General features: G+C 66.6%; 13 protein-coding genes. 9 read left to right on the top strand and 4 right to left on the bottom strand.

Going from position 1 to position 12,077, the window contains the following annotated elements; translation table 11 throughout:
- The first annotated feature begins 12 nt into the window (after positions 1 to 12).
- The 4 genes from alr to C5F46_RS05150 are packed head-to-tail and all read left to right on the top strand — an operon-like array spanning position 13 to position 3,057.
- Positions 13 to 1,062: an alanine racemase gene (gene alr / locus C5F46_RS05165; protein WP_107324292.1), complete on the top strand. Its 1,050-nt coding sequence runs from the start codon at positions 13 to 15 to the stop codon at positions 1,060 to 1,062.
- Positions 1,059 to 1,841 (top strand): MlaE family ABC transporter permease, encoded by a 783-nt coding sequence (locus C5F46_RS05160; protein ID WP_107324291.1) that lies wholly within the window; start codon positions 1,059 to 1,061, stop codon positions 1,839 to 1,841. The genes alr and C5F46_RS05160 overlap by 4 nt, the downstream gene beginning before the upstream one ends.
- On the top strand, positions 1,838 to 2,584 hold the full coding sequence (locus tag C5F46_RS05155; protein ID WP_107324290.1) for an ABC transporter ATP-binding protein: 747 nt from the start codon (positions 1,838 to 1,840) through the stop codon (positions 2,582 to 2,584). The genes C5F46_RS05160 and C5F46_RS05155 overlap by 4 nt, the downstream gene beginning before the upstream one ends.
- Positions 2,585 to 2,604: 20 nt before the next feature.
- Positions 2,605 to 3,057 carry a paraquat-inducible protein A gene (locus tag C5F46_RS05150; RefSeq protein WP_107324326.1) on the top strand — a complete coding sequence of 151 codons (453 nt, stop codon included), beginning with the start codon at positions 2,605 to 2,607 and terminating at the stop codon, positions 3,055 to 3,057.
- Here the strand turns inward: C5F46_RS05150 and C5F46_RS05145 are convergent, their stop codons facing one another.
- Positions 3,058 to 4,581, bottom strand: a complete 1,524-nt coding sequence (locus tag C5F46_RS05145) for an OpgD/OpgG family glucan biosynthesis protein (protein ID WP_407947338.1) — start codon at positions 4,579 to 4,581, stop codon at positions 3,058 to 3,060. It abuts the gene before it with no gap.
- Positions 4,582 to 4,850: 269 nt separating this feature from the next.
- On the opposite strand from C5F46_RS05145, the gene radA reads away from it, so the two are divergent.
- The 3 genes from radA to purF all read left to right on the top strand — a co-directional run bounded on the left by radA (position 4,851) and on the right by purF (position 8,392).
- Positions 4,851 to 6,218: a DNA repair protein RadA gene (gene radA, locus C5F46_RS05140; RefSeq protein WP_107324289.1), complete on the top strand. Its 1,368-nt coding sequence runs from the start codon at positions 4,851 to 4,853 to the stop codon at positions 6,216 to 6,218.
- Between the two features lie 18 nt (positions 6,219 to 6,236).
- Positions 6,237 to 6,824 carry a CvpA family protein gene (locus C5F46_RS05135; RefSeq protein ID WP_107324288.1) on the top strand — a complete coding sequence of 196 codons (588 nt, stop codon included), beginning with the start codon at positions 6,237 to 6,239 and terminating at the stop codon, positions 6,822 to 6,824.
- A 107-nt stretch (positions 6,825 to 6,931) separates the two neighbouring features.
- Entirely contained in the window at positions 6,932 to 8,392 is a 1,461-nt protein-coding gene (gene purF / locus C5F46_RS05130) for an amidophosphoribosyltransferase (protein ID WP_107324287.1), read from the top strand.
- A 28-nt stretch (positions 8,393 to 8,420) separates the two neighbouring features.
- Here purF and C5F46_RS05125 read toward each other — a convergent pair whose 3' ends face one another.
- Entirely contained in the window at positions 8,421 to 8,816 is a 396-nt protein-coding gene (locus C5F46_RS05125; RefSeq protein WP_107324286.1) for a cell division protein ZapA, read from the bottom strand.
- Positions 8,809 to 9,315 carry a hypothetical protein gene (locus tag C5F46_RS05120; RefSeq protein ID WP_107324285.1) on the bottom strand — a complete coding sequence of 169 codons (507 nt, stop codon included), beginning with the start codon at positions 9,313 to 9,315 and terminating at the stop codon, positions 8,809 to 8,811. The genes C5F46_RS05125 and C5F46_RS05120 overlap by 8 nt, the downstream gene beginning before the upstream one ends.
- A 185-nt stretch (positions 9,316 to 9,500) precedes the next feature.
- Here C5F46_RS05120 and C5F46_RS05115 point away from each other — a divergent pair, with 185 nt between their 5' ends.
- Together C5F46_RS05115 and C5F46_RS05110 are read left to right on the top strand one after the other, a co-directional pair.
- Complete coding sequence (locus C5F46_RS05115) at positions 9,501 to 10,382, top strand: DMT family transporter (RefSeq protein ID WP_107324284.1); 882 nt, start codon at positions 9,501 to 9,503, stop codon at positions 10,380 to 10,382.
- Between the two features lie 11 nt (positions 10,383 to 10,393).
- Positions 10,394 to 11,284, top strand: coding sequence for a lysophospholipid acyltransferase family protein (locus tag C5F46_RS05110; protein ID WP_107324283.1), 891 nt, complete (start codon positions 10,394 to 10,396; stop codon positions 11,282 to 11,284).
- 21 nt (positions 11,285 to 11,305) lie between these two features.
- Here C5F46_RS05110 and C5F46_RS05105 read toward each other — a convergent pair whose 3' ends face one another.
- Entirely contained in the window at positions 11,306 to 12,067 is a 762-nt protein-coding gene (locus tag C5F46_RS05105) for a DUF1223 domain-containing protein (RefSeq protein WP_107324282.1), read from the bottom strand.
- Positions 12,068 to 12,077: the final 10 nt, after the last annotated feature.

Raw genomic sequence — 12,077 nt, 5'->3', positions numbered from 1 at the left:
AAAACCAGTGCCATGGCTACTGCATCGCTTCGTATCGACCTTGACGCTATCGCCGCCAACTGGCGCGATCTTGACGCCCTCAGCGCACCGGGCTGTGAAACCGGCGCGGTCGTGAAGGCTGATTCCTACGGCCTGGGGGCCGCGCGTGTGGCGCGCAGGCTGGCGCAGGCCGGCGCGCGCAAATTCTTTGTCGCCGCCGCCGAAGAGGGCGCCGCCGTCCGGCAGGCGCTGGGCGAAGGGCCTGAAATATTTGTGTTTTCTGGCCATATGGCGGGCGATACAGACATGATTGCCGATCTGGCCCTGATCCCGATGCTGAATTCGCTGGATCAGGTCACGCGGCATTTCGAAACCCTGCCCGGCGCGCCCTTTGGCGTGCAACTGGATACCGGCATGAACCGGCTCGGCATGGAGGCGGGCGAGTGGGAGGCGGCGGCGCCGATCATGCTGGGCGCAGGGCCGCGCGTGCTGATGAGCCATCTGGCCTGCGCCGACGCGCCCGATGACCCGATGAACGCCGCCCAACTGGCCGAATTCCGGCGGATGACCGACGGGCTGGGGGTGGCGCGCTCGCTCTCGGCGACGGGGGGCATACTGCTGGGGCGCGACTATCACTTTGACATCACCCGCCCCGGAATCGGCCTGTATGGCGGCGCGCCCCATGCGGCGGCGCGGCCCGTGGTGCGGCTGTCGCTGCCGGTGGTGCAGTGCCGCGAGGTGGCGGCGGGCGAAACCGTGGGCTATTCCTGCGGCTTCACCGCCCGGCGCGACAGCCTGATTGCCACCGTGGCCGCGGGCTATGCCGACGGGTTGTCGCGCGCGCTGTCGGGCAAGGCCACGCTGTATGCGGGCGCCACGCCCTGCCCGCTGGTCGGGCGGGTGTCGATGGACCTGATCACTGTCGATGTCACCGATCTGGGCGAGGCGCCGCAGGATCTGGATATTCTGTGCCCCGAACAGGGCGTGGATGCGCTGGCCGCCGTGGCGGGCACCATCGGCTATGAAATTCTCACCGCGCTGGGCGCGCGCTATCAGCGCCACTATGTCGGGGGCGGCGCGTGAGCCTGACCGCCCCGCTGGCGCATCTGGGCGCCATGGTGCTGGCGGCACTGGCCGCTACCGGGCGGCTGGCGCTGTTTGCCGGGCGCACGCTGGGCCATCTGCTGACCCCGCCGTTCTATCTGCGCGAGTTTCTGCACGCCTGCCTGCAAATCGGCTGGCTGTCGCTGCCGGTGGTGGGCCTGACGGCGATCTTCACCGGCGCCGCGCTGGCCTTGCAGATCTATGCCGGCGGCGCGCGTTTCTCGGCCGAGGCGGTGGTGCCCCAGATCGTCGCCATCGGCATGACGCGCGAGTTGGGGCCGGTGCTGGGCGGACTGATGGTGGCCGCACGGGTGGCCAGTTCGATCGCCGCCGAAATCGGCACGATGAAAGTGACCGAACAGATCGACGCGCTGGTCACGCTGTCAACCAACCCGATGAAATACCTGACCGTTCCGCGGGTGCTGGCGGCGACGCTGACGGTGCCGCTGCTGGTGGCGGTGGGCGATGCGATCGGGGTCATGGGCGGCTGGCTGGTGGGCACCGAGCGGCTGGGCTTCAACTCGGCCACCTATATGAAGAACACGATCGAGTTTCTGGAATTCTGGGATATCGGCTCGGGTCTGGTGAAGGGGGCGGTGTTCGGCTTTATCGTCGCGCTGATGGGCTGCTATTATGGCATGAACTCGGGCCGTGGCGCGCAGGGTGTAGGGCGGGCCACGAAATCGGCGGTGGTTGCCGCATCGGTCGCCATTCTGGCCTCGAACTATGTGCTGACGGAGGTGTTCTTCTCAGCATGATCCAGATTGAGGGCGTGCACAAGGCGTTCGGCGCCAATCAGGTTTTGCGCGGGGTCAATCTGACGGTTGGCCGGGGCGAAAGCATGGTGATCATCGGCGGTTCGGGCACGGGCAAGTCGGTGCTGCTGAAATGCATCCTCGGGCTGGTGCGGCCTGATGCGGGCATGATCCGGGTGGCGGGCGAAGATGTGACCCGCGTCAGCCGCGACGCTTTTCTGGCGCGCTTCGGGATGCTGTTTCAGGGCGGCGCGCTGTTCGATTCGATGACCGTCTGGCAGAACGTGGCATTCCGCCTGATGCGCGGCAAGGGTCGCCTGCCCAAAGATCAGGCGCGCGAGGTGGCGATTGAAAAACTCCGCCGCGTCGGGCTGAAGCCCGAGGTGGCCGACCTGTTCCCCGCCGAGTTGTCCGGCGGCATGCAAAAGCGCGTGGGCCTTGCCCGCGCCATTGCCGCCCAGCCCGAAATCATCTTTTTCGACGAGCCGACGACCGGCCTCGACCCGATCATGGCGGGCGTCATCAACGAGCTGATCCGCGAAATCGTGGTGGAAATGGGCGCAACCGCCGTGACCATCACGCATGACATGACCAGTGTGCGCGCCATCGCCGACCATGTCGCAATGATCCATCGCGGCAAGGTGCGCTGGACCGGGCCTGTCGCGGAAATGGACGCAACACCGGACCCTTATGTACAACAATTCATCCATGGCCGGGCCGAAGGGCCGATTGAATCGGTGCGCTGAACCGGGACCGGGGGGCGATGATGCTGAAATGGGCCAATCTGGCGCTGCTGATCCTGTTCCCCGTCGCATGGTTCGCGCCGCTGCTGCGCGCGGGGCTGCTGCCTTTTTTCGATCTTGACGAAATCAGCGTCGTTACCGGGCTTCAGGCCCTTTGGGAAAAAGACATTCCGCTGGCGCTGCTGGTCAGCTTTCTGGCGCTGTTTGCGCCCTATCTGAAGGTTCTGGGGCTGGCACTGGTGCAGTTCAACCTCGCCTCGGTGCGGCTGGTGCCGGTGCTGCACGCGCTGGGGCGACTGGCGATGGCCGACATCTTTCTGATCGCGCTTTATATCGTGCTGGCCAAGGGGGTGGGTGTCGGGCGGGTTGAAACCGGCTGGGGGCTATACCTGTTCACCGGCTGCGTTCTGGCCAGCCTTGCAGTCTCGATCACAGCCGAGCGGCGGGCGGGGCCGCAACCGCGGCCCCGGCCCTGATCAGCGCAGCGCGCGGATCTGTTCGGAGTGGATCTGCCCCAGCCAGGTTTCGGTCAACGGCGCGCCATCCTTGGCCAGATAGGCGCGCAGGTCCACAGTCTGGGTGGCCTCGGGCGCCTTCAGGTCAAAGAACATCCGCCAGCGATCAGACCCCACCACCGGCACGACGAAGGGATTGATGACCTCGACCCCCTCGGGGGCCGACACCTCGGCGGTCACACCCTCGCGCGTCTCCAGCCCGTCCAGCGAGGGGCCGGCAAAGTCGATCACCACCTTCACCTGATCCAGCGGACGGACCTGACCGGGATAGCCGCCCTCGCCCACGCGAGTGGCCACGGTGCGCGCCAGCGGCATATCAACCGGCGCATCGACGCCCCAGTGCAGACGATAGTCAAAGCGCATCTGCTCGCCCGCCTGCGGCTTGTGCTCGGGGTTCCAGAACGCCACGATATTGTCGAACACTTCATCCGTCGTCGGGATCTCGACCAGTTGCACAGCGCCCGCTCCCCAGGGGGTGGTGGGTTCAACCCAGACAGCGGGGCGTTTTTCATAGAACACGCCGTCATCTTGATAACTGTTGAAATCGCGGTCGCGCTGGATCAGGCCAAAGCCCTTGATGTCACGGTCGAAATAGCTCGATGTCACGACCCGGTCGGGGTTGTTCAGCGGGCGCCAGATATGTTCGCCCGTGCCCGAATGGATCATCAGCCCGTCGGTGTCATGCACCTCGGGGCGCCAGTCGAACGACTGAAAGCGGTTGCTTTCGGAAAACCAGAACATCGAGGTCAGCGGCGCGATGCCCAGCCGTTCCACCGGCGCGCGGAAGAACAGACGGGTCTGCACATCCATCACCTGCCCCTGCCCGTCGGTGTTTTTCAGCGCAATGCGGTAGGCGCCGGTCACGCTTGGCCCGTCCATCAGCGCGTTCACGATCACATCGGAAGACCCATCCACCGATGGCTCGATGTAGAATTCGGTGAACCGCGGGAATTCTTCGGGTATCGCCATGCCGGTATTCAGCGCGATACCGCGCGCCGACAGGCCATACTGGCGCAGCGCACCATCCGAGCGGAAATAGGCCCCGCCCAGGAAGGATATCCAGTCCGATTTCATGTCAGGCCGCATGATGCGCAGGCCGGCAAAGCCCGCATCGGCGGGCATCGCACGGGCGGGGCTGTCTTCGGGCATCTCGAACCAGTCGGGCGCATAGACCGCCTCGCGGGCCTGCCCGCCATCCACCACAAACATTTTCACGGGCTGGCGGAAATAGGTGCCAAGGTGAAAGAACTGCACCGGCATCTGGCCGACCGTGACCGAGGCCTCGGGGCGAAAGCGGATCTTCCAGTGTTCGGAATAGTCGATCTGTTCCAGCACATCATCGCCGCGCACCGGCGTGGGCACATAGGGCGCTTCGGCCAGAGCCGCGGCGCGGGCGGCGAGGATGTCAAAGCTGAACGGCGCAGGTTGACCGAAGGCCGGGGTAAAGGTCGCCACGGTGGCAGCGGGCGTATCGGCCGACGCCACCACGGGGGCCTGCACACAGGCCAGCGCAAGGGCGCAGACGGTCAGGGCCTTGCCGGGGTGCAGGGCAAGATTGCAAAACGGCGTCAGGAACAAGATGATCTCTCCGGTTGTCGTGCCCGAGGGGGGACGGTATGGCGCAGCGATTGCGACCGGAACCGGCCAAAATCAAGAGGATTCGGCAGATTTGCGCCGACCATGGCTTTGTCGCCGCATCTGCGCAAAACCCGGCAAAGGCTTGATGCCGCCCCCGCCTTGAGGCAGGAAGGGGCATGGCCAAAGCACCCGCCTCTTTCACCTGCACCGCCTGCGGCGCCGTCCACCGCAAATGGTCGGGCAAATGCGACGCCTGCGGGGCGTGGAACACGATCATCGAAGAGGCGCCGCTGTCGTCGGGGCCTGTCGGGCGCAGCCTTGGCGCGGCCAAGGGGCGCGTGATCGCGCTGACGACGCTGGCCACCGAAGAAACCCCGCCGCCGCGCACCCTCTCGGGCATGGACGAGATGGACCGGGTTCTGGGCGGCGGGCTGGTGCCCGCCTCGGCGATCCTTGTGGGCGGCGATCCGGGGATCGGCAAATCGACGCTGCTGTTGCAGGCGGCCGCCAGTTTTGCGCGCAAGGGGCTGAAATGCCTTTATATCTCGGGCGAGGAAGCCTCGGCCCAGGTGCGGATGCGGGCACAGCGGCTGGGGCTGGCCGACGCGCCGGTGCACTTGGGCGCCGAAACCAACCTGCGCGATATTCTGACCACGCTTGACGCCGAACGCCCCGATCTGGCGATCATTGATTCGATTCAGACGATGTGGACCGACACGGTCGAAAGCGCGCCCGGCTCGGTCGCGCAGGTGCGCGCGGCCAGCCACGAGCTGGTGACCTTTGCCAAGCGGCGCGGCACCTCGGTCATTCTGGTGGGCCATGTCACCAAGGAAGGCCAGATCGCGGGACCGCGCGTGGTCGAACACATGGTCGATACGGTGCTGTATTTCGAGGGCGAGCGGGGCCATCAGTTCCGCATTCTGCGCGCGGTGAAAAACCGCTTTGGCCCGGCCGATGAAATCGGCGTGTTCGAGATGACGGGCGGCGGCCTTTCCGAGGTCGCCAACCCCTCGGCGCTGTTTTTATCCGAACGCGGACAGGCAGCGCCCGGATCTGCGGTTTTTGCGGGCATCGAGGGCACGCGTCCGGTGCTGACCGAAATTCAGGCGCTGGTCGCGCCCTCGTCGCTTGCCAGCCCGCGGCGCACGGTTGTGGGGCTGGATGCGGGGCGCGTGTCTACCATCCTTGCGGTGCTGGAAAGCCGCTGCGGCATCCCCTTTGCGGGGCTGGATGTGTTCCTGAACGTGGCGGGCGGGCTGAAGGTGACCGAGCCCGCCGCCGATCTGGCGCTGGCGGCGGCGCTGTTGTCGGCGCGCGAAGATGTGGCTTTGCCGCCCGATCTGGTGATTTTTGGCGAAATCAGCCTGTCGGGGGCGCTGCGGCCCGTGGGGCAGGCTGAAAACAGGTTGAAAGAGGCCCGGAAACTTGGTTTCACACAGGCCGTTGCGCCCGAGCGAACAAAGGCAGAGGGCGGCGAGGGCATGGCGTTGCGCAAGCTGCCGGACCTTGTGACATTCACGGGCGAGATGTTTGGCGCCGGTTAGGGCAAAGGAAAGCGGTTCATGGACGGGTTCACCATCATTGATGCGATCGTGGCGGGGGTCATCATCCTGTCGGCGATCCTGGCCTACAGCCGCGGTTTCGTGCGCGAGGGGTTGTCGATTGCGGGCTGGATCGCGGCGGCGGTGCTGGCCTATATGTTCGCCGATGCGGCGCGCCCGCTGATCGCGCAGATCCCGGTGCTGAACGAGTTTCTGGCCGACAGTTGCGAATTGTCGATGATCGCAGGCTTTGCCGCGATCTTTGCGCTGGCGCTGGTGGTGTTCTCGATCATCACGCCGCTGTTTTCCTCGGTGGTGCAGGGCTCGGCGCTGGGCGGGGTCGATCAGGCGCTGGGCTTTCTGTTCGGGGTCGCGCGCGGCGTCGTTCTGGTCGCGGTGGCTTTTGTCGTGTTCGACCGCGTGGCGGTGGACGGCAGCTTTCCGATTGTGGATGCGTCGCGCTCGGCCAAGGTGTTTTCCAGCGTTCAGGGCAACATGAACGCGCAGATCCCCGAAGATGCGCCGGGCTGGATCGTCAGCCGCTATGAGAATCTGGTCAGCAAATGCGCCACCCCCGCGGCGGCTCCGCTGGCGGCCCCCGCGAACTGACACGCGCAATCGTGACGCATGGATGACGGTTTGGCCGCGCGGGGGCGTGACAGCCCCCGCGTTTGGCGTTAAACGGGCGCCAACCCCCCGAACCCGGAGCCTCGCCCATGCGCCCCTTTCTCAGCCATCCTTTCGACGACGACAAGCTGAAGGAAGAATGCGGGGTCTTTGGCGTGATCGGCGTGGCCGATGCGGCCAATTTCGTGGCGCTGGGAATGCACGCGCTGCAACACCGCGGGCAAGAGGCGGGCGGCATCGTCAGCTATGACGCCAGGGAGGGTTTCAACTCGGCCCGCCGCTTTGGCTATGTGCGCGACAACTTCACCAAGGCAAGCCTGATGGAAACCCTGCCCGGCGATCTGGCGATCGGGCATGTGCGCTATTCCACCGCAGGGGCCAAGGGGGCGGTGATCCGCGATGTTCAGCCCTTTTTCGGCGAGTTTTCTATGGGCGGCTGCGCGATTGCCCACAACGGCAACCTGACCAATGCCGCCAGCCTGCGGCGCGAACTGATCGAGCGCGGCTCGATCTTTCAGTCGGGATCGGACTCGGAATGCATCATCCATCTGATGGCGCGGTCGATCCAGAAGAACCTGTCCGAACGGATCAAGGACGCGCTGCGCCGGGTGGAGGGCGCCTTTTCCATCGTGGCCATGACCCGCACCAAGCTGATCGGCGTGCGCGACGCGCTGGGGGTGCGGCCGCTGGTGTTGGGCCGGATCGGGGAAAAGGGCTATGCCCTGTCATCGGAAACCTGCGGGCTTGACATCATCGGCGCCGAATTCGTGCGCGAGATCGAGCCGGGCGAGATGGTGGTGATTTCCGACGGGGTGATCGAAAGCACCCGCCCCTTCGGCGCGCCGCAAAGCCGGTTCTGCATCTTTGAGCATGTCTATTTCTCGCGCCCTGACAGCATCATCAACGGCCGCTCGGTCTATCAGACGCGGCATCAGATCGGGGTGGAACTGGCACGCGAGGCGCCGGTGGAGGCCGATCTGGTCTGCCCGGTGCCCGACAGCGGCACCCCCGCGGCCATTGGCTTTTCCGAACAATCGGGTATCCCCTTTGCCTTCGGCATCGTGCGCAATCAATATGTCGGCCGCACCTTCATCGAGCCGACCGAACAGATCCGCAACATGGGCGTGCGGCTGAAACTGAACGTCAACCGCGCCCTGATCAAGGGCAAGCGGGTGGTTCTGGTCGACGACTCGGTGGTGCGTGGCACCACCAGCCGCAAGATCAAGGACATGATCCTGGATGCCGGAGCCGCCGAGGTGCATTTCCGCATCGCCTCGCCCCCCACCGCCTGGCCCTGTTTTTACGGCGTCGATACGCCCGAGCGCAGCAAGCTGCTGGCTGCCAACATGACGGTCGAGGAAATGCGCGACTGGATCGGTGTGGACAGCCTCAACTTCGTCTCGCTCGACGGGCTGTATCGCGCCGCGGGCGAGGCGACGGGACGCAACGCCGCCTGCCCGCAGTTCTGCGACGCCTGCTTTTCGGGCAGCTACCCGGTGGCCCCCTCTGACCAGATCGAAAACGGCTTTCAGATGAAGGCGGCGGAATAGGCAAACCGCCGGGCCGGTCGCGGGGCTGTCAGGCCCCGCGTCGCTCGGCGAGTTTTTCCTCGACCCGGTCGGCCAGCGCCTCGGTGCGCGCGGCGATTTCGGCCAGTGTATCGGTAATGCTGGCCGGAATCACCGGCACCTCGACCCGGTCGGGGTTGGCGCGGGCCTCAGCCAGCGCCGCCTCGGCCGCCTCGGCGCGGGCCAGCGCCTCGCGCAGCCGGTCTTCCAGCCCCGCGGTCTTGTCGGCCAGCAACAACCCCGCCATCAGCAGCATCCGCGCCTCGGGCAGCCGCCCGATCTGCGCCAAAAGGGGCGTGGCCTCGGCATCCAGCAGCGCCGCGGCGCTGCGCAGGAAATGTTCCTCGCCGCTTTGGCAGGCCACGTCAAAGCTGCGCCCGCCGATGGTGACCTTGACTTCAGGCATCCTGCCCCTCCGCCGTCTGTTCCGGTTCTGCCGCCAACAGCGCATCCAGCCCGGCAAGGATCGCGTCCAGCTCGGCCCGGTCGGCGGCGCGTTCGGCGCGCAGGCTGTCCAGTTCGGCGCGCAATGCGGCATCGGCCAGCGCGGCATCGGGCGCCGCCTCCAGCAGCGCGCGGTTGGCCTCGGCCAGATCCGCATTGGCGCGTTTGAATTGCGCCATGTCGTGGGCCATCTGCTCCAGCTCGCGGGTGGCGACGGCAAACTTGCGTTCCAGCGCGCCCAGCGTTGTGTCCTGCTTGTCGCGGATCGCGCGGACGCGCTCCGACAACTGAGCATTGGCCGCGCGTTCTGCCGCCAGCGCCTCGCGCAAGGCCATTGTTTCGGCAGCCTCGCCCACGGCATCGGCAACACTGGGCGCGGGACGTGCCAGCACCTCCAGCCCGCGACCGATCCGGTCCAGCGCGGTGCTGATGCGATATTCAAATTCGATCGTCTCGGTCATCCTGCCTCCGGTCCGTCCGGTTGCCCCTGCGGGCGAATCGGCACCGCCCTGCGGTCTGATGATCTTACCGCAAAGTTCTGCCCGATGACCCCCCTTTTGCATCAAGGGCTTGGACGGCGCGCTTGATCTTGCGCATCGCGCTGGTATCAGCACATTTCCCACCCGAACCGCAAGCCGCGAGTCCGATGATCCAGCCCCCGACCCACCGTGACCGCAGGCTTGGCATCACGCTGGTGCTGGGCGCGATCTTTCTGTTCACCGCGATGGATGCGCTGGCCAAACACCTGTCGGCCAGCTACCCGCCGTTGCAGGTGGTCTGGGCGCGCTATGCGGGCCAGATGGTGCTGGTTCTGGTGCTGCTGGCGCCGCGGCTGGGTCGGGTGATGCGCACGCGCCATCCGGTGCTGCAAACCCTCCGCTCGGCCTTGCAATTTGGCGCTACGGCGATGTTCTTTCTGGCGCTGCCGCATATCGGGCTGGCCGAGGCCACCGCGATCATGGACATCAACCCGGTGCTGATCACGCTGGGCGCCGCGCTGTTTCTGGGCGAGCGGATCGGGCCGCACCGCGCCGCGGGCATCGGCGTGGCGCTTGTGGGCGCGCTGATCGTGATCCGACCCGGCGCGGGGGTGTTTTCGCCTTGGGCGCTGCTGCCCTTTGCGGGCGCCTTCTGCTATGCGGGGTTCGCGCTGATGACCCGGCGCATCAGCCAAAGCGACGGCATCTGGACCTCGATGCTCTATGCCGCACTGATCGGTACGCTGATTTCGTCGGCGCTGATGCCGCTGGTCTGGGTGCCGGTGGCCATGACCGATCTGTGGGGCTTTGCGCTGATCGGCGCGCTGGGGGCGGCCGCGCAGCTTTGCCTGATCGCGGGCTTCAGCCGGGCCGAGGCGGGCACGCTGGCGCCCTTTGGCTATGTCGGGCTGGTGTTCGCCGCGGGCTGGGGCTGGCTGATCTTTGACCAGTTTCCCGATGTCTGGACGGTGGTCGGTGCGCTTGTGATCGTGGGCGCCGGGCTTTATGTCTGGGGCCGGGAAAGCGCCGCCGCACGGGGTGTGCGCTGACGGAACAACCGATGGCCCAGACGACACAGACCAAGGCCCCCACCCTGCGCGACCGGCTTGGCAACGGCGCCTTCCGGGCAGTGATGGCGCTGGCGCTGGCGCTGCCCTACCGCTGGCGGGTGCCGCTGACGGGCTGGGCCGTGGCGTATCTGGTGGCACCGCTGGCAGGCTACCGCGACCGGGTGCGCGACAACCTCGCCCAGATCCGCCCCGACCTGCCCCGCGCCGAGGTTGAACGGCTGGCCCGCGCGGTGCCCGACAATGTGGGCCGGACCATTGCCGAGATCTATTCGGGCGAAGAATTCATCGACCGTGTGCGCAGCATCCCGCTGGAGGGCCCCGGCGCACCCGCGCTGCAGGCGGCGCAGGCGGCGGGGCGGCCGGTGATCCTGGCCACCGGGCATTTCGGCAATTATGACGTGGCCCGCGCCGCGCTGATCGCGCGCGGGTACCGGGTCGGCGGGCTTTACAAGCCGATGGCAAACCCGCTGTTTGATGCGCATTACGTTCAGGCCATCTCGCGCATCGGCACGCCGCTGTTTCCGCGCGGCCCCAAGGGGCTGGCAGAAATGGTGCGGTTCCTGAAATCGGGCGGCATGCTGGGGATCGTGGTTGATCAGCACATGGGCCACGGCGCGCCTTTGACGTTTTTCGGGGTGCGGGCCCAGACCGCCACCTCGGCGGCAGAACTGGCGCTGCGCTATGATGCGGCGCTGATCCCGATCTATGGCATCCGCCAGCCGAACGGGCTGGATTTCCGCATCCATGTAGAAGCCCCGATCCCCCCCGGCGCCCCCGAAACGATGACACAGGCGCTGAACGACAGCCTCGAGTCGCTGGTGCGCGCGCATATGGATCAATGGTTCTGGATACACCGCCGCTGGAAGGCCGCACGCCGCTGACGAGACGGGGGGCGGCGCCGGTTACTCGACCCGCGCGGCGGCCAGAATGGGGCCGGGCAGCGGAGCACGGTGGCCCGAGATCGCCTCTTGCACGATCACGACGGCAGGCTCGGCCCCTTCGATCGCGGTCGTCAGGCTAAGCGGTCCCCGCCCGTCCCAATCCGCGACCGCCACCCAGCTTGTCACCACATTGGCCATGTCAACCGATCGGCCGGCGTTTTCGCCCTGCCCGATGGTCATCGCCACATGCGGCAGATAGCGCACCAGTTGCACCACCGCGCCGGTGCGCAAGGGTGTCGCGGCCCGCGCCTCGACCGTCAACCGCGTGCCGTCGCGCCGCACCGACAGTTGCACCAGGTCGCCGGTGGCAGCATGGCGGGCGATCAGTGCCGCCAGATCGGCAGCGCGCGGGGCCTCCAGCAGGTCGTGTCCGGCCACGATCATCTGCGGGGTGTAGACCGACTGCTGCGCCGCGGCGCGGGCATAGGCCTTTTGCCGGGCGGTAAAGGCGGGCTGCGCGAACGGATCGCCCCACCCCAGATAATCCCAGTAATCGACATGCAGGGCGAGCGCGATCACATCATCCCGGCGGGCGACATCAGCCAACAGCGCGTCGGCGGGCGGGCAGGCCGTGCAGCCCTGAGATGTGTAAAGCTCTACCACCACAGGCCCCGCCGTGGCGGCACGTCCGGCGTCGGCGGGGTCAGGCATCGCCTGCGCACAGGCCGCAGCCGACAGTCCCAGCCAACCCCAGCAAGCGATCCCGACGATTGCGCGATTCATCTGTGCCCAT

Source organism: Phaeovulum veldkampii DSM 11550 (assembly GCF_003034995.1).
In the GTDB taxonomy this organism is placed as follows: domain Bacteria; phylum Pseudomonadota; class Alphaproteobacteria; order Rhodobacterales; family Rhodobacteraceae; genus Phaeovulum; species Phaeovulum veldkampii.
The sequence above is the reverse complement of the archived record's forward strand: the minus strand, read 5'-3'. Positions and strand labels throughout refer to the sequence as shown.